General features: G+C 73.2%; 12 protein-coding genes and 1 pseudogene. 11 read left to right on the forward strand and 2 right to left on the reverse strand.

From position 1 onward, the window contains the following. Window positions 1-177 precede the first annotated feature (177 nt). The 3 genes and pseudogenes from AB0M26_RS17815 (at window position 178) to AB0M26_RS17825 (ending at window position 3,967) form a co-directional block, all read left to right on the forward strand. The gene (locus AB0M26_RS17815) at window positions 178-1,542 is read left to right on the forward strand and encodes an ROK family transcriptional regulator (protein ID WP_365261656.1); all 1,365 of its coding nucleotides are present in this window, start codon (window positions 178-180) and stop codon (window positions 1,540-1,542) included. A 109-nt stretch (window positions 1,543-1,651) separates the two neighbouring features. After that, window positions 1,652-2,918 (forward strand): annotated as a pseudogene (locus tag AB0M26_RS17820) (6-phospho-beta-glucosidase). Further along, window positions 2,909-3,967: a BadF/BadG/BcrA/BcrD ATPase family protein gene (locus AB0M26_RS17825; protein ID WP_365261659.1), complete on the forward strand. Its 1,059-nt coding sequence runs from the start codon at window positions 2,909-2,911 to the stop codon at window positions 3,965-3,967. Before AB0M26_RS17820 ends, AB0M26_RS17825 begins: the two are co-directional and overlap by 10 nt. Before the next feature lie 19 nt (window positions 3,968-3,986). On the opposite strand, the gene AB0M26_RS17830 is transcribed toward AB0M26_RS17825, so the two are convergent. Beyond that, window positions 3,987-6,740 carry a hypothetical protein gene (locus tag AB0M26_RS17830; RefSeq protein WP_365261662.1) on the reverse strand — a complete coding sequence of 918 codons (2,754 nt, stop codon included), beginning with the start codon at window positions 6,738-6,740 and terminating at the stop codon, window positions 3,987-3,989. Window positions 6,741-7,093: 353 nt separating this feature from the next. Here AB0M26_RS17830 and AB0M26_RS17835 point away from each other — a divergent pair, with 353 nt between their 5' ends. The 7 genes from AB0M26_RS17835 (at window position 7,094) to AB0M26_RS17865 (ending at window position 18,321) form a co-directional block, all read left to right on the forward strand. Next, on the forward strand, window positions 7,094-8,530 hold the full coding sequence (locus tag AB0M26_RS17835; RefSeq protein ID WP_365261665.1) for a hypothetical protein: 1,437 nt from the start codon (window positions 7,094-7,096) through the stop codon (window positions 8,528-8,530). An 8-nt stretch (window positions 8,531-8,538) separates the two neighbouring features. After that, window positions 8,539-9,546: a glutamate ABC transporter substrate-binding protein gene (locus tag AB0M26_RS17840; protein ID WP_365261668.1), complete on the forward strand. Its 1,008-nt coding sequence runs from the start codon at window positions 8,539-8,541 to the stop codon at window positions 9,544-9,546. Window positions 9,547-9,772: 226 nt separating this feature from the next. Beyond that, on the forward strand, window positions 9,773-11,152 hold the full coding sequence (locus AB0M26_RS17845; RefSeq protein ID WP_365261671.1) for a hypothetical protein: 1,380 nt from the start codon (window positions 9,773-9,775) through the stop codon (window positions 11,150-11,152). Then, window positions 11,149-13,830 carry a tetratricopeptide repeat protein gene (locus tag AB0M26_RS17850; RefSeq protein WP_365261674.1) on the forward strand — a complete coding sequence of 894 codons (2,682 nt, stop codon included), beginning with the start codon at window positions 11,149-11,151 and terminating at the stop codon, window positions 13,828-13,830. Before AB0M26_RS17845 ends, AB0M26_RS17850 begins: the two co-directional genes overlap by 4 nt. Window positions 13,831-13,835: 5 nt before the next feature. Continuing rightward, window positions 13,836-15,377, forward strand: a complete 1,542-nt coding sequence (locus tag AB0M26_RS17855; protein ID WP_365261861.1) for a PP2C family serine/threonine-protein phosphatase — start codon at window positions 13,836-13,838, stop codon at window positions 15,375-15,377. Between the two features lie 86 nt (window positions 15,378-15,463). Continuing rightward, entirely contained in the window at window positions 15,464-16,804 is a 1,341-nt protein-coding gene (locus AB0M26_RS17860; RefSeq protein ID WP_365261677.1) for a VWA domain-containing protein, read from the forward strand. 80 nt (window positions 16,805-16,884) lie between these two features. Continuing rightward, entirely contained in the window at window positions 16,885-18,321 is a 1,437-nt protein-coding gene (locus AB0M26_RS17865) for an FHA domain-containing protein (RefSeq protein WP_365261680.1), read from the forward strand. Window positions 18,322-18,383: 62 nt separating this feature from the next. On the opposite strand, the gene AB0M26_RS17870 is transcribed toward AB0M26_RS17865, so the two are convergent. Beyond that, on the reverse strand, window positions 18,384-19,514 hold the full coding sequence (locus AB0M26_RS17870) for a methyltransferase domain-containing protein (RefSeq protein WP_365261683.1): 1,131 nt from the start codon (window positions 19,512-19,514) through the stop codon (window positions 18,384-18,386). Window positions 19,515-19,652: 138 nt separating this feature from the next. Here AB0M26_RS17870 and AB0M26_RS17875 point away from each other — a divergent pair, with 138 nt between their 5' ends. Further along, entirely contained in the window at window positions 19,653-20,057 is a 405-nt protein-coding gene (locus tag AB0M26_RS17875) for a globin (RefSeq protein WP_365261686.1), read from the forward strand. Window positions 20,058-20,064: the final 7 nt, after the last annotated feature.

Raw genomic sequence — 20,064 nt, forward strand, 5'->3', positions numbered from 1 at the left:
TACGCAGGACGAGCTTCGGTTTGACGCCCTCGACGCTTTGTCCGGCCCGGCCCGTCCGGACCATCTCTCGGGCCCACCGCTCCCCCGCCCGAGTGCCGGGTCATTGACGCCCCGCCCGGCCACGGCCTAGCGTGCTTTCCCAACAGGAAACCTTCCTAACAGTGTGCGGGGGCGGGCATGACACCGGGAACCGTGCCGGGAACGCCACGGGTGCTGCGGGCGATGAACGACCGCGCCGCCCTCGACCTGCTGCTGGAACACGGGCCGCTCTCCCGGACCCGTATCGGCACGCTCACCGGGCTCTCCAAACCCACCGCCTCACAGCTGCTCGCCCGTCTCGAAGCGGCCGGACTGGTGATCGCCACCGGCACAAGCGAGGGGCGTCCCGGCCCGAACGCGCAGCTCTACGCGGTCAACCCGGCCACCGCGCACGTCGCTGCGCTCGATGTGGCCCCCGACCGGATCCTCGCCGAGGTCGCCGACATCACCGGCCGCACCGCGGGCGCGTACGAACTCGGGACGGCCGGCCGTCGCGCCGACGGCGCCGTACGCCATGTGGTCGACGCGCTCGACGGCGCGGTCAAGGCCGCCGGGCTGACCCGCGCCGATCTGCACCGGGTCGTCATCGGCACCCCGGGCGCGTTCGACCCCGGCACGGGACGGCTGCGCTACGCGAGCCACCTCCCCGGCTGGCACTCCCCCACGCTCCTCGACGACCTCGCCGCGGCCCTGCCGATGCCGCTGGAGTACGACAATGACGTGAACCTGGCCGCGGTGGCCGAGCACCGGCTCGGGGCGGCGCGCGGCCACGACGACTTCGTGCTGCTGTGGAACGAGGCGGGCATAGGCGCCGCGATCGTCATCGGAGGTCGTCTGCACCGCGGTTGGACCGGCGGTGCGGGCGAGGTCGGCTTCCTTCCGGTGCCGGGGACACCGCTCGTACGGCAGGTGGGCAAGGCCGACAGCGGCGGCTTCCAGGAGCTGGCCGGCGCCCGTGCCGTACGGGTCATCGCCCGCGATCTGGGTCTCCCCGTACCCGAGGGGCCGGACCGCGAGGTCGCGGCGCACCTGCTCGCCCGGGCCGCGAACGACGTGGCCCGGTCCGGGGAGCACCCCGAGCCCGCCGCGGGCAGCACGGCCGTGGCGGACGGCACGGCCAGGGCGGACTGGGCGCACGTCGCGGCCGGCGGGAACGGCGCGGCAGGGACGCACGGCGCGGCAGGCCCGTACGGAGCGGACGATCAGGCACGGCTCTCCGCCGGCGCCCAGCGAGACCTGCTCCGGCATGTCGCCACCGGCCTCGCCACCGGCCTCGCCTCGATGGTGGCCGTCCTCGATCCCGGACTCCTCGTCCTCTCCGGCGGGGTGATCGCCGCCGGCGGGGAACCCCTGCGCGCGCTGGTCCAGGCGGAACTGGCGGAGCTGGCCGTGCCCCGCCCCGGACTCGTTCTCGGCACCGTCCGCGAACGCCCCGTCCTCCAAGGGGCGTTGGAGAGCGCCCTGGCCACCACGCGCGACGAGGTGTTCGACACCTCACGCTGACCGCCCCCGGGTCCCGGCGATGCCCCCGGCCCCCTCGCCTCACCGTCGTCGCGCCTTCGCCGCCCCGGCCGGCGGGAGACGTACCGCACCCGAAGGGTTGGAGCTTTTCGTGAAAATCGCTGTCGTGGGTGGCGGATCCACCTACACGCCGGAGCTGGCCGACGGGTTCGCGCGGCTGCGCGACACCCTCCCGGTCACCGACCTGGTCCTGGCCGACCCGGCGCAGGACCGCCTCGAACGCGTCGGCGGACTGGCCCGGCGCATCTTCGCCCGCCAGGGCCATCCGGGCCGCATCGTCACCACCTCCGACCTCGACGCCGCGGCGGACGGCGCCGACGCCGTACTCCTGCAACTGCGCGTCGGAGGGCAGGCGGCACGCGAGCAGGACGAGACCTGGCCGATGGAGTGCGGCTGCGTCGGGCAGGAGACGACGGGCGCGGGCGGGCTCGCGAAGGCTCTGCGCACCGTGCCTGTCGTCCTCGACATCGCCGAACGGGTGCGCCGCAGATCCCCCGGCGCCTGGATCATCGACTTCACCAATCCCGTGGGGATCGTGACGCGCGCGCTGCTGCGGGCCGGTCACCGGGCGGTCGGGCTGTGCAATGTGGCCATCGGGTTCCAGCGGAAATTCGCGCACCTGCTCGGCGTACGGCCGGAGGACGTCCACCTCGACCATGTGGGGCTCAACCACCTGACCTGGGAGCGCGGCGTACGCCTCAGCGGTCCGGGCGGCGAGGACGTCCTGCCCGACCTGCTGGATCGCCACGGCGGCGCCCTCGCCGACGACCTGCGCCTGCCCCGCGCCCTCCTCGACCGGCTCGGGGTCGTCCCCTCCGTACTACCTCCGCTACTTCTACGCGCACGACGAAGTCGTGCGATCCATGCGGACCAGGCCGGCCAGGGCCGCGGAGGTCGCCCGGATGGAGCGGGAACTCCTGGAGATGTACGCCGATCCCACGCTGGACGAGAAGCCGGAGCTGCTGGCGAAACGGGGCGGCGCGTTCTATTCCGAGGCGGCGGTGGACCTCGCGGCCTCGCTGCTGGGGACCGGCGAGGGCCGCGTCCAGGTGGTCAACACCCGCAACGACGGCACGTGGGCGTTCCTCCCCGACGACGCCGTGATCGAGGTCCCGGCGCACGTCACCTCCTACGGGGCCGAGCCGCTGCCGGCCGCCGACCTCGGCCCGCTCTGCTCCGGGCTCATCGGACATGTGGCGGCGTACGAGGACCTGGCGCTCGACGCGGCCCTGCGCGGCGGACGTGACAGGGTGTTCACCGCGCTCCTCGCCCATCCGCTGGTCGGCCAGTACGCGCTCGCTGACACCCTCACCGACCTCCTCCTGGCCCACAACCGGGAGCACCTCTCATGGGCCTGAACGGTCCGGCGGCGGCCGTGCTCGCGATCGACGCGGGGAACACCAAGATCGACGTGGCGCTCGTCGGCGCCGACGGACGCGTCCTGGGGGCGGCGCGCGGGGGCGGCTTCAGTCCTCCGTCGGCGGGCATCGGTCCGGCCGTCGACGCGCTGGCGGCGACCGTCCGGGAGGCCGTAGCCGCGGCCGGGACCGTTCGGGAACGATCCGGGCCGAGGGAAACGGGGCCGGTCGCCGGGCACGTCTCGGCCTGCCTGGCCAACGCCGATCTCCCGGACGAGGAGCGGCAGTTGCGGCAAGCCCTGCAGACGCGCGGTTGGGCCCGCACCACCGACGTGCGCAACGACACCTTCGCGATCCTCCGGGCGGGCGCCGAAGAACCGCGCGGCGTCGCCGTCGTCTGCGGCGCGGGCATCAACTGCGTCGGCATGCTGCCCGACGGCCGTACGGCCCGTTTCCCCGCTGTCGGCCGCATCTCGGGCGACTGGGGCGGCGGTGCCCATCTCGCGGAGGAGGCCCTGTGGTTCGCGGCCCGGGCGGAGGACGGCCGGGGCGAACCCACCGCGCTCTCCGCCACGCTGCCCGCCCACTTCGGACTGCCCACGATGTACGGGCTGATCGAGGCGCTGCACCTGAGGAAGCTGCCGGGGCGGCGCAAGCACGAGCTGGCACCGGTGCTCTTCGCCACGGCGGCGGACGGCGACCCGGTCGCCCGGCGCATCGTGCACCGGCAGGCAGAGGAGGTCGTGGCCCTGGCCACGGTGGCCCTCGACCGTCTCGGGCTGCTGACGGAAGCGGCACCGGTCCTGCTCGGGGGCAGCATCCTGGCCGCGCGCCACACGCTGTTGCACGACCGGATCGCCGGGCTCCTCGCAACCCGCGCACCGAGGGCCGTGCTCCGTGTCGTCACCGCCCCACCCGTCCTGGGCGCGGCTCTCCTGGGCCTGGATGCCACCGGCGCACCGCCCGGGGCGCATGCGCGGCTGCGCGCCTCGTACGACCCGGCCCGCGGCGCTCGCACGGGGAATGCCCGGAACGGCGGTCCCCCGTGACGGCGGCCTCCCGCGGCCCCTACGGCGACGCCTGCGGCACGGCGCAGTTCCGCGGCGGCTCCTTCCCGTCCGGCCAGGCCACCCCCTCGAACCTCAGCTCGTCAGACGCCGGGTCCAGCCGGACGACGGAGGAGGCTTTGTCGTACGGGTTGCCCGCGTTGGTGAGGCAGATCCAGCCACTCGCGCCCTGCACCCGGGAGGCCAGGTTGAGATGGGCGAAGTCCTGCTTGATCCGCTCGGTCGAGGGCACTTCGGTCTTGCTGATCGATGCCGACTTCGCCAGCGCCCTGGTGGCGGTGAGGACGACGTCATGGGTGGCGATCGTCCTGCCGTCGTCGAGTCGTACGGGCCCGATGTCGCCGACGGCGTTGATGTCCGCCATGAGTTCGTTCATGGCGTCCTGGGGCTCGGCGAGATGGCGTGGCCGGTCCTCCCTGCCGTGCTTCCTCCCCGCTTCGGCGGCTTTCCTCTCCCACTTCCGCACCTCGGCGTTCCAGGCGTCGGGGTGTGCGGGGGCCGAATACCGTACGGACACCGAGGGTTTGCCGGTGCCCGGGTCGCCGCGCAGGAGCTCGCGCTCCTCCGCGTCGAGGCGCTGGTTCAGGCTCGTCGCGTCCGATCCTGTGATCACGGTGTAGGACTTCTTGCCGGCGCAGTAGGTGCCCGCGAGCTTCTTGACGAACAGCTCCAGGTGGAAGGCGCGTCCGGCGAAGTAGACGACGTGGGCGCGGGATTGGCAGATGTTGCGTGCGAAGTCCTCGAACTCGTTCGGGGTGACGCCCTCCTCCTCGATGCCCTCGGACCTGAAGGTCATGTCCTGCACCCCGTGCGCGCCCGTGGCCCGGTCGCCCCGGGCGCGTGTGAAAGCGGCCCACAGCGACTTGTTGTAGTTGTCCCTCGGCCGGGTGTCGGCGACGAGCGCCGTCTGCTCGCCCGCCAGACCCGGATCGAAGTTGAGCAGGGCGCGCGCCTGGTCCTCGCTGGTCGGGACGACCCGCGCCAGGCCCGGATACGGGTCCTTGTCCCGGTCGCGGCCCTCGGGATTGGCGAAGTCGCCCGAGGTGACGAGGCTGGCGACGACGGGGATCCCGAGCCCCTTCGTCACATGCGTCATGGCCTCGCGCGTGTTCTCCAGGCTGAGATTGAAGCCGGCGATCACCCGCAGCCCAGGCTCACGCCGTACGAGCTCGTCCACCGTGTGGTCCCACGCCCTGTAGCTGCGGCCGGGGTTGGCGAGGACCAGGCGGATCGGGGGCTTGGCGGCATCCGCCTTGTTGGCCTGGTACTGGGCCAGATACGCGCCCTGCACCTCGCTGAGGATCTGCTCCTGCACGGCGGAGTTGTCCGACTCCATGGGGATCATCAGGGCGACCGTTGCGTGCTTCCGGCCCGCGATCCGCTCGTTCTCGGCCTCGATCCGGCCGAAGACCTCGCGCATGCCCTCCACCCGGGGCATGAACACCCCGGTCCCGTCCGAGACCCCGACGCAGTCCCGTCCGTGGACCTCCAGCCCTTCGCCGCAGCTCGCGGGACCATCGGGCCCGAAGAAGCCGTACGCGCCGTAGACCACGGCAACGGCGACGACGAGCGAGACGGCGCCGAAGGTCACCGGGCCCACGCGGGTGTAGCGCGGCTTGCGCTCCGGTGGCTCGCCTACGCCCGGCGGGGCGGGCGGTGCCGCGGCCCGCTCGTCCAGCGTCACTTGCAGCAGGCGGCCGGGCAGCGGCACCTCCTTGCCCTGCTTGCGCAACTCGGCGGCCCTCGCCCGCCTGCTGAACAACCGGGGAATCCGCCGCTCCAGGTCGGCCACGGACACGGGCTCGTTGGCGCCGTGCTCGGGCGTGGCCCCGTCCGGCCGGGCGGTGGTGACGACGACGGGGTAGGTGCGCAGATTGCGGGACTCGTCGTCGTAGGCCGTGAGCAGGGCATCCCTGATCGCCCTCCGGGCGGGGACGGCGTCCACGACGGGCAGCAGGATCACCGGCCTGCGGGCGCGGTTGAGGCGGCGGAAGGCACCGAAGTGCGCGTCGACGTCCGCGAGCAGCGCCTCGACGAGCAGTAGCGTCTTCTCCTCCTCGGTTTTCTCGCGCCACTTGAGCAGCTCCCGGAAGACCTCGCGGGAGGGGTGGCCGTCCAGCTTCGGGAAGCGCTTCTTGCGGTACCAGCGCACCGTTCTGTAGTGCGGGAACCGGAGGGCGTCGACCGCCCAGCCGCACAGCGCGAGCAGCCAGTTGACATTCTGCGGCGCGTGGTCGGGACCCAGTCCCTTGAAGCGCCTGCGCAGCTCCAGCAGGATGTGGCGGCGCTCCCGGGCGATGGCCTGCTTGACCATGAGGGCCAGCCCGTCGACCTGCTCGGCCGGCATGACCCCGTCCTCCGGCTCCCAGGCGTAGAACGCCGCAAAGGCCGCAGCGAAGCGGGTGAAGACGATGGGCAGCCGGTAGGCGGGGCGGCCGTCGTAGCCGCAGCCCTGCGCGATGGCCAGGAGTTCGGTGGCGACCTGCCGCTCCCTCGACTCCATCGCGGGCAGCGCGCCCGGGCTGTTGACCGGCAGCACGCCCCGGTACGTGTCGTGGTAGCGCTCGGTCCACGCCAGAGCCGCGCGGTCCGATGTCTCGATCTGGAGAATCAGCCCTCCACCGGACCGGCGGCCCAGCCGGACCCGCCTCCGGCGCAGTCTGTCCCGTATCGCCAACTGTGCGAGTACGGCGTCCAGTTGCTCTTCCACCCGTGTGACCCCCGTCCCCGTACGGTCGCGCCGTACGGTCCCCATGACCTCGATCCGGGGAGCACTATAGAGACGTAGGTCACACGAAACACGGCAAGTCGCACGAACCGCCCGGAGGCCTGACAGCGACATGGCCGACTTCCGCCCCGCTCGGGCCGGATCACGCGGCGGAACCGATCGGACACCGAACGCGTCTTCGCCATCGAGGGGCGCGGGGATCCGCTGCCCGGAGCCGCGTTTCGCCGGCGCATCCGGTGGTGCTCCGCATCCCGATCCGTACAAGATCGAGTCAATCCCGGTGTGGATGTCCGCCTTCCCGGGCCATACTTCTGGCCGTAAACCGTTCCCCGCTCCACCGCCGGGCGACGGGCCATCGCAGCGACCGAGGGGGAGGTCCCGTGACACAGTCGTCGGCCGGCACCGCCCCGCCGCGGCCGCCGGCTCCCGTGCGCAGGACGGCATGGGCCGAGGGCACCGACCGGCTGCGGGCCGCGGCGACGACCGAGCCCGGCAGGCTGAGGATCATCGGCGCGATCCTGGCCGCACTGGTCGTGGTGTTCGGTGCGACGACGGCGTGGCAGGTCTCCGAGCGGGCGGAGGCGGCGGAGGACGTGGCGCGGCGGAGCCAGCCGCTCAGCGCCGACGCCGCCAGCATCTACCGCTCGCTCGCCGACGCCGACACCACGGCCGCCGAGGGCTTCCTGACCGGCGGCCAGTGGCCGCGCGAGGTGCGCGAACGGTACGAGCGGGACATCGGGACCGCGTCCGCACTGCTGGTGAAGGCCGCCGCGGCGAGCGACAGCTCGGATCCCGCCGGCCGCCATGTCCGCACGCTGAACGAGCAACTTCCCGTCTACACCGGCCTGATAGAGCAGGCGCGGGCCAACGGCCTGCAGGGACTGCCGCTCGGAGGCGCGTATCTGCGCCACGCCAACGACCGTATGCGCAGCGAGCTGCTGCCCGCCGCCCGCGCGCTGTACGACGCCGAGACGGACCGGCTCGGATCCGACTACGACGACGCCGGAGCGTGGCCGTGGCTCGCGCTGGGCAGCGGCGCGGCCGCGCTGGCGGCGCTGGTGTGGGCCCAGCGCCGCGACTTCCGGCGGACGAACCGGGTGTTCAACCCCGGCCTGGTCGCCGCCACCGCCGCCGCCGCGATCGTGCTGCTCTGGCTCGCGACCGCCCACACCCTGGCGTGGTCGGGGCTGACCAGCTCCTACGAGGAGGGAGCGCGATCACTGCGCGTCCTCAACGAGGCCCGGATCGCCTCCCTCCAGGCGCGCGGCGACGAGAGCCTCACGCTGATGGCCCGCGGCGCAGTCCTCAACGCCGACGGCGAGGACTTCTACGAGGCCGGATACCGCTCGGCCATGAACCGGCTCGCCGGCAGCGCCGGGGGCGGGGACGAAGGCAAGGGCGACGCCGAGCGTGGCGGCGACGGCAAGGGCGGCGGGCAGGACGGGAAGGCCCTGCTCGGCACCGCGGCGTCCCTCTCCGACGACCGCGAAGGGTCGGCTCCCGTCGCAGCATCCGCCGATGCCGTCCGGGACTGGCGCTCCCTCCACCGCAAGGCCCGGGCAACGGACGACAACGGCGAGTACGAGAAGGCGCTGAGGAAGGTCATCGGGAGCGGCGACACGACCGGGCGGCAGTTCGACCGGATCGACGCGAGTCTGCGGAAGGCTCTGGCGCACGAGCAGCGGGAGTTCGCGGACGCGGCGGGTGCCGGCCGGAGCGCCCTCACGGGTCTGGCGCCGGGTGCGGTGGTCATCACCCTCCTCGGTGCGGTGGGCGCACTGCTCGGCATCGGGCGCAGACTGTCGGAGTACCGGTGAGGGGAGGCATGGTGCGGGAGGAACCGGCGGAAGGGCGCGGCACGGTCCGGCCGCGGCTGCGCGGCTGGGGCGGCGTGGCCGCGATGGCGGTGGCGTGCGCACTGGCCGCGACCCTGCTGCCACTCGCCGAACACGAGGCGGACTCCCGCCGGGACGTGCCGGGCCCGGCGCGCCAGAACCCGTCCGGAGTCTCCCGCGCACGATCCTCCGCCGAGGAGACCTGCAAGGATCCCGAGGCCGGGCTGCGCCCCTCGGGCGCGAGCGGCCCGGCTGTCGACGCCATCAAGAAGCGCGGCTATCTCATCGCCGGGGTCGACCAGAACAGCTACCGCTGGGGCTACCGCAACCCCGCGACCGGGAGGCTCGAAGGCTTCGACATCGACCTCGTCACCGCCATCGCCGAGGACATACTGGGCGAGGACGCCAAGGTCGTCTACCGCGCGATCCCCACCAACCAGCGCATCCCCGCACTGGAACGGCGAACCGTGGACATCATCGCGCGGACGATGACCATCAACTGCGACCGCATCCGCCATGTCGCCTTCTCCACCGCCTACTTCCAGGCAGGACAGCAGGTCCTCGTCCCCAAGGGCTCGTCCGTCACCGCGTTCGACGACACACTGCGCGGCAAGCGGGTCTGCACGGCGGCCGGTTCGACCGGCGAGGCCGAGCTGAGGAAGGAGTCCCACGGCGCACACGTCACGCCCGTGCCCAACCAACTCGACTGCCTCGTACGGCTGCAGCTCGGCGAGGCCGACGCGGTCGTCACGGACAACGCGCTGGCTGCGGGTCAGGCTGCGCAGGACCCGTCGGTGACACTGGTGGGTGAGCCGTTCACGGAAGAGCCCTACGGCGTGGCCATGAACCTGGAGGATGAGGATCTGGTACGCCGGGTGAACAAGGTCCTGGAGGACTATCGCGAGAGCGGGGCATGGATGAAGGCGTACGAGCGCTGGCTCGCGTCGGACCTCAAGGGCATCACGGGGCCGCCGGAGCCGAAGTACCGGAAGGGGTGAGTCGGGGGGGAAGAGGCCAGGAGCTGCAGGACCGTGGGCGGACCGTCAACGACCCAGGACAGCCTGTGGCCACGACCCGCAACTACCGCAGCAGCAGCGGACACCACGACGCACGAGCGGCGCGGTCGCAGACCAACGGATGAGGAACCGGCCAGAACAGGAGAGGTGATCGATGGGGGTCCCGGGACCCTTTCCCAGCTCCGCGGACAAGCCCCACGGTCCTGTCATGGATCGCGAGGAGGTGGACCGCGCGCTGTCCAGGCTCGGCGCCGAACACGAGGCGATCGAGACGTCCCTGCTCGCGCTCCAGGACCACGCGGGGCGCAGACTCCTCGAAGGAGCGGAACTCACCGGCGCCACCAAGCGTCGGTGGGCCTCCACCGAGCAGCTCATCTCCCTTCTGTGGGCTCACTTCGACGTCTACACCGAAGCCCTGGGAGAAGCGCGGAGCGTGCGCGCCCGGCGGCGCTGGCCGTCCCGCGACGATCTGGTCGAGCTGACCGATCTGCTGCGCGGCCCCCGCGTCACGATCCCCGGCAGTACCGTCGCGGCCGCCGGCCCGGACCCGTCCGAACCCTCCCCCGGCCTCACCGGACCGGCCCGGCTCAGCGAGCAGTTGAGCATGGAGCAGCTCGTCGACCGGATGAACACCTGGTACGCGCAAGCGCTGGACGTGGTCGTGGCCGCGGACGCCGTCTGGTCCGCGCTGCCCGCCCGGATAGACCTGCTCTCCGCCGAGTTGCAGCGCACGCGCTCGCTCGCCCACTCCGTCGGCGTACGCCCGGGCGAACACCCGGCGGGCGACGATCTGGAGCGCATCACGGCCGAACTCACCGCGCTTCGCGCCGAAGTGGTCTCCGACCCGCTCGCCTTCTGGAACCCGGCGGCGTCGGCCAGTTCCGCGCCGGGCGGCGGCCGCCCCGACACATCCCGCTACGACCGCGAGGCCCGCGCCCTGGAGGACGTGCGGCGCGAGATCGAGGCGGTCCTCGCCGTCCGGCAGGACGCGGAGCGGCGCCTGCTCGCCGTGCGGGACCTGCTCTCACGGGCCGACCGCACGCTCACCGAAGCGCGGCAGGCGCGCGGCGAGGTGCTCGCGAAGATCGCCGCGTCCGAGGTTCCCGCGGTCAGCGGCCCGCCGACCGTCCTGCACGAACAGCTCGCCGCGGCCGCCGACTACCGCAGGCGGTCCCAGTGGCACCGGCTCTCGCCGCTGCTGGACCGATTGGAGGAGCGGTCCGAGGAAGAGCTGATACGCGCCCGTGAATCGCTGACCGCGGTGACGGCGCCCTTGGCCGTACGTGCCGAACTCCGCGGCAGGCTCGACGCGTACAAGGCGAAGATCGCCCGCCACGGCATGGCCGAGGACCCCCTGCTGACGGAGCGGTACGACGTGGCGCGCCGGATGCTGTGGAGCGCGCCGTGCGACCTGCGCGCGGCCGAGGCGGCGGTGCTGCGCTACCAGGCGGCGGCCGCCGAGGTCCTGGTGCCGCGGCGGGCGGAGCCCGCGGACCGGGCGGCGGCCGCCGGGGACTCACCGGGCGCTGTCGGGGACGCGGCGAGCCCGGTGGACTCACCGGGCTCGGGCGGTGAGGGGGGCACATGAGCACCAGCACGGACGGGTGCCAGCGGCGGGAGTGCCCGGGAGCGTACGAGGACGTCGACGGCGGGCAGTTGTACTGCGACACGTGCGGACTTGCGCCCGTCGTCTCCCCCCACGGCATGGTCGGGTCCGAGCCCACGGGGGTCGCGGGCGGGGGCGGTGCGCCGACCCCACGTACGCCGTCCTCGGGCCCGTCGTCGTCCGGGCGGCCGGAGTCCGGTGCGTCCCCGTCCGGCGGTGTACCCACCGTGGGCCTCTCTTCCGGCCGTTCGTCGCCGTCCGCCCGTGCTTCGTCCGGGTCGTCCTCGTCCCGCCGTTCGGTGTCGGGGCGGCTCTCGGGGGGCGGCGCCCCTTCGGTGTCGGTGCGCAGCTCGGGCTCCTCCGGATCGTCCTCGGGCCGCAACAGGCTGGGCGCCGGCCTGGTGACCGTGCCCGAGGTGCCGCGCCCCGACCCGCGCACCGCCGTTCTGGAGAAGGCCGAGGTGCCGGAGCGGAAGCGGTTCTGCAGCCGCAGTGACTGCGGGGCTCCCGTGGGGCGCGCCCGCGCCGAGCGGCCCGGCCGCACCGAGGGCTTCTGCACCAAGTGCGGCCACCCGTACTCCTTCGTGGCCAAGCTGCGGCCCGGCGACGTCGTGCACGGGCAGTACGAGGTGGCGGGCTGCCTCGCGCACGGTGGCCTCGGCTGGATCTATCTCGCCGTGGACCACGCGGTCTCCGACCGCTGGGTGGTCCTCAAGGGGCTGCTCGACACCGGTGACGAGGACGCGCTCGCCGCCGCCGTCTCCGAGCGGCGCTTCCTGGCCGAGATCGAGCACTCCAACATCGTGCGGATCTACAACTTCGTCGAGCATCTCGACCAGCGCACCGGCAGCCTCGACGGCTACATCGTGATGGAGTACGTCGGCGGCAAGTCGCTCAAGGACATCGCCAACGAGCGGCGGACACCGGAGGGCCGGCGCGACCCGCTGCCGGTGGAACAGGCGTGTGCGTACGGCCTGGAGGCACTGGAGGCCCTCGGTCATCTGCACAGCAGGAAGCTGCTGTACTGCGACTTCAAGGTCGACAACGCCATCCAGCAGCAGGACCAGCTCAAGCTCATCGACATGGGCGCGGTCCGCCGGATGGACGACCGGGAGAGCGCGATCTACGGCACGGTCGGCTACCAGGCGCCGGAGGTCGCGGACGTGGGGCCGTCCGTCGCATCCGACCTATACACCGTGGCGCGGACCCTGGCCGTCCTCACCTTCGACTTCCAGGGCTACACCAACGTCTACGCCGACAGCCTCCCCGATCCGGACCACATCGACGTCTTCCGCCGCTACGAGTCCTTCTACCGGCTGCTGGTGCGCGCGACCGACCCCGACCCGGGGCGTCGGTTCGCGTCGGCGGAGGAGATGGCGGAGCAGCTCACGGGTGTCCTGCGGGAGGTCGTCGCCCTCCGGACGGGGCAGCCGCGGCCCGCGCTGTCCACGCTCTTCGGGCCGGAACTCCGGGTCGCGGACACGCAGTTGTTCGCCGAGGCGGACACCGCAGCGCCGCCCGCCTCGCCACCGCCCGCGCTCGCACGGCCACCCGCCGCGGCTTCGTCGCCCGCGATCGTACGACCGCCCGACGTCGCGCCCGGTGCCTCCGCGGGCCCCAGGACGCCCGACCTGCGCGCAGCCGCCCTCGCCCTGCCCGTGCCGCTCGTCGACTCCCGTGACCCGAACGCCGGGTTCCTGGCCGGGCTCATGGCCTCCGCCCCCGCGGAGCTGCCGGCCGCACTGGCCAACGCCCCCGCCGATTCGGTGGAGTTGCGCCTGCGGGAACTGCGAGCGCGGCTGGAGACCGGGGAAACGGAGGCGGCCGCCGAGACACTGGCGCGGCTGGAGGCCGACCACCACGACGACTGGCGCGTGGTCTGGTCCCGCGGCGTCACCTCGCTGGTGACGGGGGACCACGAGCGGGCAGCCCTCTCCTTCGACGCCGTCTACGACGCTTTTCCCGGGGAGCCCGCCCCGAAGCTCGCGCTCGCCCTCTGCGCCGAAGTGCTGGGGCAGTCGGACAACGCCGCCGAGTACTACCACCTCGTCCGGTCGGCCGACCCCGGCTTCGTCAGCGCCGCCTTCGGCCTCGCCCGGGTGCGGCTCGCAGCAGGCGACCGCACGGGAGCGGTCGAGGCCATGGAGTCCGTACCGGAGGCGTCGATCCATTACACGGCGGCGCGCATCGCGGCGGTACGCGCCCGGCTGCGGCAGCGCGCGGCGCAGGAGGCGCTGCTTGACGACCTCACGGCCGCAGCGGAACAGATCGAACAACTCGTGGAGTTCGGTCTGGACGCGGAGCGCCGCGAGCGGCTGTCGGCCGAGGTGCTGAGCTGTGCGCTCGGCTGGGTGATCGCCGGAGGCGTGGGCGCTCCCGCGAGGGATCCGGGCGCCACGAGGACTGCCGCCGGGACCGGGGCGGCCGGCGGGACCGGGGCGGCCGCCGGAGCCGTACCCGGTCACGCCGGGACCTGGGCGCCCGCCGGGACCGGTTCCGGGGGACGCCCCGCGCTGCTGGGCAGCCGACTGGACGAGCGGGGCCTGCGGTTCGGCCTGGAACGCTCGTACCGCGTGCTCGCGCGGCTCGCCCAGCGCGGCGAGGAGAGGATCGAACTGGTGGAGCGGGCCAACCGCTGCCGCCCCAGGACGTGGGTGTGAGTGTGATGTCGCAGATGCCCAAGGTGCCCCAACTGTCGGTCTGCCCCAGCTGCCGTGAGCCGCTGGAGGCCGGTGACAACTTCTGCGGCGCGTGCGGAGCCGATCTGTCGGCCGCACAGCTCCCGCGGGGCGACCGGCCCGCGGACGACCACGGCGCAACCGGCCGCGTGACACCGCCCCCGCCCCGGCCGGACACCCGCATCCCCGACGCTGCGGCGGCACAGGCAGCCGCCCGCTCCCGGCCCATGGATTCCGCCGCACATCTCTGCCCTGCGGCGCCAGGAAACGCCGGCCCCGCCGGGTGGCCCGCCCCCGAGCCGGCCCCCCGCTCCGCCCACGAGGCCCACCGCCCCGAGGACTTGGCGGGCATCGACTCCGGGGACGAGGGCCGTCCCGCAGACACGGACGCCGCCGAGCCGGACCACTACCCGCTCGCGCCTCCCGTCACGACGAGCGACGTCCCAGCCCCGTCAGGCACCGATGTGCCGCCCGCGGGCGCCGTGCCGCCACCCCCCGACCCGCGGATCACGGGCACCCACGAGCCGGACCCGCCCCGGCGGACGGTGGACGAGACCCCGGGCGGAGCGTCCGATGCCACTGGCGGCGGCGCGGCCGGAGCCCCCGGCGAGATCTGTATCGCCTGCCGGGCCGGTGCCGTCGACACGGACGGCTACTGCCGTCACTGCGGCCATGCCCAGCCCCGTCTGCGGGACCACATGGAGGAAGGGCTCGACAGCGTCGCGGCGGTCAGCGACCGGGGGCTGCGCCACCACCGCAACGAGGACGCGTTCGCCGTTTCCTCGGCCGCGATGCCCGACGGCTCAACAGCCGTGGTCGCCGTGGTGTGCGACGGGGTGTCCTCGGCGACCAGGTCCGACGAGGCGTCGCAGGCGGCCGCGGACGCCGCCGGCGCCTCGCTCCTCGCCGCCCTTCCCGCAGGCGCCCACCCGCAGCAGGCCATGCACGACGCGATCGTGGCCGCCGCGGAAGCCGTCAACTCCCTGGCGGAACCCCCGCATCAGCCGGAGGAGCACGACCCGCACCGCCACCACCAGAACTCCCCTGCCTGCACCATCGTCTCCGCCGTCGTCACCACCGGCATCCTCACGGTCGGCTGGATCGGCGACAGCCGGGCCTACTGGGTGCCCGACGACCGTGCGGCTCCGGCCGCGCGGCTGACCGAGGACGACTCGTGGGCGGCCCAGATGGTGGCGACGGGCCTCATGTCGGAGCAGGAGGCGTACGCGGACGAGCGCGCACACGCGATCACCGGCTGGCTCGGGGCCGACGCGTACGAACTGGAGCCGCACACCGCGTCGTTCAAACCGGACCGGCCCGGTGTGGTCGTGGTCTGCACGGACGGTCTGTGGAACTACGCGGAGGCCGCGGGCGACATGGCCGGGGCCGTGCCGGCCGACGCCCGCGCCCGCCCGCTGCACAGCGCGCGTGCGCTCGTCGGATACGCACTGGACGGCGGGGGTCATGACAACGTAACAGTGGCCGTCGTACCGTTCCCTTCCCGCGCCCAGGGGGCAGGATCGGTCTGAGCACAGCCGGTACGACCGCAGAGCCGGTACGACCGCACAGCCGGGCCGGTACGGCCGGACATCACGCGCGGGGGGAGCGCATGCGGATGGGCAGTTACCCGGAGTCGACGGTCCCGCGGTTCTCGGTCGAGGTGTATCAGAACGAGTACCTGCCGGCGGGCGGGCGCGAGGTGAACGCCATCGTCACGGTCACGTGTCGCGGTGGCACCGGCGCGCCGCGGGCGTCCGCACGGACACGGGAACCCGGCGGCGGACCGGACGCGGCGGTGGTCATCATGGTCGACTGCTCCGGCTCCATGCAGTACCCGCCGGAGAAGATGCGCAACGCGCGGGACGCCACGGCCGCCGCGATCGGCGCCCTGCGTGACGGCGTCGCGTTCGCCGTCGTCAGCGGCACCCACCAGGCGAGCGAGGTCTACCCGGGCGGCGGCCGCCTCGCGGTCGCCGACGCGGGCACGCGCGCCCAGGCGGTCCATGCGCTGCGGGCGCTGAGCGCGGGCGGCGGCACCGCGATCGGCACCTGGCTGCGCCTGGCCGACCGGCTGCTCTCCTCCGCCGAAGCCCCCATCCGGCACGGCATTCTCCTGACCGACGGGCGCAACGAGCACGAGTCGCCGGAGAGCCTGCACGCCACGCTGGAGGCGTGTGCGGGCCGGTTCACGTGTGACGCGCGCGGAGTGGGCACGGACTGGGAGGTCAAGGAGGTCACGGGTATCGCCTCCGCGCTGCTCGGCAGCGCCGACATCGTCGCCGATCCGGCCGGACTCGCCGCCGACTTCACGCGGATGATGGAGACCGCGATGGGCAAAGAGGTCGGGGACGTGAACCTGCGGCTGTGGACGCCCGTCGGCGCGGAGGTCGTCTTCGTGAAGCAGGTGGCCCCCACTGTCGAGGACCTCACGGACCGGCGCACCGAGGCGGGAGCACGCGCCGGGGACTACCCGACGGGCTCGTGGGGCGTCGAATCGCGCGACTACCACCTGTGCGTACGGGTGCCACCGGCGGAGGTCGGGCGGGAGATGCTGGCCGCCCGGGTGTCTCTGACCGCCCCGCCGGCGGGCGACGGCACATCCGAGACGCCGGCCCGAGGGCTCATACGGGCGGTGTGGACCGACGACATGGCCGCATCCACGTCCATCAACCCCCAGGTCGCGCACTACACAGGGCAGGCCGAACTGGCGCAAGTCATCCAGCAAGGGCTTGATGCCCGCAAGTCGGGTGATTGGGGCAGGGCAACGGCGAAGCTGGGACGGGCCGTACATCTGGCGCACGCGGCGGGCAACGAGGAGACTGCGAAACTGCTTGCGAAGGTGGTGGACGTCGTCGATGTGGCGACCGGTACTGTGCGACTGAAGAGAGATGTCGCGGAAGCCGACAAAATGACTCTCGAGACGCGCTCGACCAAGACGGTCCGCGTCAAGAAGTAGTCCCGGAAGCAGCACGAAGCAGTCGCAAAGGCAAGAAACAAACGGCCCAGGGGGCCGAGGTGAGAGGGGGAAGCACCGACATGCCGACCTGCCCGAACGGACACCAGTCGGGTTCCGACGACTGGTGCGAGATCTGCGGACACCGCATGGCCGGTGCCGGAGTTCAGGGCGGAGCGGTCGCGCCGCCGCCCCCGCCCCCACCGGTCCCGGGTGGACCGACAGCTCCCGGCGGGGCCGGAGCCCCGCAGGGCGGATACGGATACCCCACCCCGAACCAGCCCCAGCCGGGCGGATACGGATACCCCAGCCCGGAACAGTCTCAGCAGGGCGGTTACGGATATCCCCCGCCGAACCAGCCCCAGCCGGGCGGTTACGGATACCCCAACCCCAACCAACCGCCGGTGCCTGCCCCGTACGGCCAGGGTCCCGGACCGGCACCCGGTCCCGCGCCCGGCCACGGTCCCGGCTTCGATCCGGGTCCCGGCCACGGTCCCGGCTTCGATCCGGGTCCCGGCCACGGTCCCGGCTTCGATCCGGGTCCCGGCTTCGACCCGAACGCCACCGGGCAGGCCGAACTGTGCCCGCAGTGCCGCACGCCGCGCGAGGCGATGGCGCCGTTCTGCGAGGAGTGCCGCTACAACTTCCTCACGCATTCACCGACGTTCACGCCTCCGGCCCCACCGGCTCCGGGGACGCAGGGCCCGCCCGGGTTCCCTTCGATGCATCCGCAAGGACCCGGGGCCCCTGCCCAGGCTCCGCAGATGCCTCAAACTCCGCAGGTGCCTCAAGCTCCGCAAGTACCCCAGGCTCCGTCGGTCCCGCAGTCCCCGCAGCAGCACAACGGCTTCGACTACCAGAGTTCGCGTCCGTCCCAGGTGAACCGCCCCGCCGAGCCGCTCGCTCCGCCCCACCCCGGTCCGGAGCAGCAGCCGCTGCACGGCGGCGCGCCCCAGGGCCCGTACCCGCCGCAGGCGGGCTTCCCGCAGGCGCCTCCGATGCCCGGCCCCCTGGCCACGAACGGCCACGGCGGCGACTGGAACCTGCAGCCGCCCGGCCAGGCACCCGGGCCCGGTACGGGCCAGTTCCCCGGCGAGCCGCAGGCCGCCCAGCCGGCCGCCTGGACCGCAGTGATCGGCCCGGACCGCGAGTACTTCCTGGCCATGATGAACCGCAGCGGACCGGAGGCAGCCGGCCTCAACCTCCCCGCGTACTCACCGGAGCAGCAGCTTTCGCTCACCGGGAGCCAGGTGACCATCGGCCGCCGCCGCAACAGCACCGGCGAGTCCCCCGATATCGACCTGTCCCGTCCTCCCGAGGACCCGGGCGTCTCCCACAAGCACGCGGTACTCGTCTCGCAGCCCGACGGATCCTGGTCGGTCGTCGACCAGGACTCCACCAACGGCACGACGGTCAACGGCGGCGAGGAGCCGATCGAGCCGTTCGTCCCCGTCCCGCTGCAGGACGGCGACCGCGTGCACGTCGGGGCCTGGACGACGATCACCCTCCACCGGGGCTGAGTCCGCGCATCGGTCCGGGTACACCTCGGGGGCCGGCCCTCCGGCGGCACACCCGGACCGCCTCACACGGGCCCGGGCCGCCAGGTCGCGCCCTGCACCGCCGGGCCGAGCGGCCAGGCGCCCGGGCCGTCCGGATCGTCCAGCCAGGCCCACTGCTCCGCGCCGCGGATGGTCACGCCGAAGCGGCTGCGCTCGGGATGGTGCGCCCGCTGCCACAGCTCGTACGCCTCACGGGGGCTCAGCCTGCCCTCGGTCAGGGCCAGCAAGAAGGTGAACGGCTCGTGGCGCAGAAGGTGTTGAGGTACTCCCTCGGCGTCCTCCGGCTGTGGTGACGCACCGGGGAGCGCCTTCCCGGGCGATACGGGCCCCGGCGCTCCCCGCACCTCCGCCGCCTTCGGCACATTCGGCGGCTCCCCCGTCTTCGGCGCCTCCCGCGGCGCCGACGCTTTCGAGGACGCAGGCCCACCTGCACGCAGGGGTACGAAGTATGCGGAGGTGTTCAGGAACCGGCCCTCCGCCTGCGCGGCACCACGGACGCGCAACGCGAGAAGACCGGTGGCGAGCGGGGTGACGACGAGCCCGCCCGGCCGGCACTGTTCGAGCCAGGCGCCCGGCACGGATCTCAGCGCGCAGGTCGCCAGGATGCGGTCGTACGGGGCACGCGATGGACAGCCGCGCGCCCCGTCGCGCCGCACGACGACCGGGTGGTACCCGGCCCTGGCGAGATGGTCCCGGGCCGACTCGGTGATCTCCCGGTCGAGGTCCACGGTGGTCACCCGCTCCTCGCCGAGCCGGTGGGAGATCAGCGCAGCGTTGAACCCCGTCCCCGTTCCGATCTCCAGGACCCGGTCACCGTCGCGGACCTCCAGTACCTCCAGCATCTGCGCCATCAGTGAGGGCTGGCTGCTGGAGGAGAGCAGCGCGCCGTCGCGGACCCGGGTGGCCAGGGGCGTGTCGGCGTAGGCACCGGCGAGCCAGCGGGCCCGTACGCCCGGATCGGGGTCGCCGTACGACAGCCGCTCGAAGCCGCCCCGGACCGGCAGCCAGTACGACGGCACGAAGAGATGGCGCGGCACATCCTCGAACGCCGCCCGCCATGCGGGATCGGCCAGCAGCCCCTCGGCCATGATCGTGCGCACGAGTGCGGCCCGCGCCACTGCCGCCGCCTCCGGCTGTATCCCGGCCTCCGTCATGCCTCCACTGTCCTGCGGGCGCACCGGCGGCGCGACACCGCGGGCATGGCCGACGTGCGGACCGTGGTGACCGGGCCGGGGAATGGGCCCGGCCCCGAGGCCCCTGGACCTCGGCCGGGCGTCTGAGACCATGGTGGGGTGACTGAGATTCCACGTGGCACGGTGCAGGATCAGACCTTCTACGAACAGGTCGGCGGGGAACCGACCTTCCGCAAACTGGTGCACCGCTTCTACGAGGGCGTGTCCGAAGACCCGGTGCTGCGGCCGATGTACCCCGAGGAGGACCTGGGCCCCGCGGAGGAGCGCCTGGTGCTGTTCCTCATGCAGTACTGGGGCGGGCCGCGCACGTACAGCGACAACCGAGGACACCCGCGGCTGCGGATGCGGCACGCCCCATTCACGGTGAACCGGGCCGCGCACGACGCATGGCTGCGCCACATGCGCACCGCCGTGGACGAACTCGAGCTGTCGCCGGAACACGAGGCGCAGCTGTGGAGTTACCTCGAGTACGCAGCCGCGTCCATGATCAACACGGCTGACTGACGCCCCC

Source organism: Streptomyces sp. NPDC051776 (genome assembly GCF_040681345.1).
Taxonomy (GTDB): domain Bacteria; phylum Actinomycetota; class Actinomycetes; order Streptomycetales; family Streptomycetaceae; genus Streptomyces.

Excerpts from the sequence above, each read along its gene's own strand:
- AB0M26_RS17815 (WP_365261656.1), top strand. The coding sequence starts at position 178 with ATGACACCGGGAACCGTGCCGGGAACGCCACGGGTGCTGCGGGCGATG.
- AB0M26_RS17825 (WP_365261659.1), top strand. The coding sequence starts at position 2,909 with ATGGGCCTGAACGGTCCGGCGGCGGCCGTGCTCGCGATCGACGCGGGG.
- AB0M26_RS17830 (WP_365261662.1), bottom strand. The coding sequence starts at position 6,740 with ATGGGGACCGTACGGCGCGACCGTACGGGGACGGGGGTCACACGGGTG.
- AB0M26_RS17840 (WP_365261668.1), top strand. The coding sequence starts at position 8,539 with ATGGTGCGGGAGGAACCGGCGGAAGGGCGCGGCACGGTCCGGCCGCGG.
- AB0M26_RS17845 (WP_365261671.1), top strand. The coding sequence starts at position 9,773 with ATGGATCGCGAGGAGGTGGACCGCGCGCTGTCCAGGCTCGGCGCCGAA.
- AB0M26_RS17850 (WP_365261674.1), top strand. The coding sequence starts at position 11,149 with ATGAGCACCAGCACGGACGGGTGCCAGCGGCGGGAGTGCCCGGGAGCG.
- AB0M26_RS17855 (WP_365261861.1), top strand. The coding sequence starts at position 13,836 with ATGTCGCAGATGCCCAAGGTGCCCCAACTGTCGGTCTGCCCCAGCTGC.
- AB0M26_RS17860 (WP_365261677.1), top strand. The coding sequence starts at position 15,464 with ATGGGCAGTTACCCGGAGTCGACGGTCCCGCGGTTCTCGGTCGAGGTG.
- AB0M26_RS17865 (WP_365261680.1), top strand. The coding sequence starts at position 16,885 with ATGCCGACCTGCCCGAACGGACACCAGTCGGGTTCCGACGACTGGTGC.
- AB0M26_RS17870 (WP_365261683.1), bottom strand. The coding sequence starts at position 19,514 with ATGACGGAGGCCGGGATACAGCCGGAGGCGGCGGCAGTGGCGCGGGCC.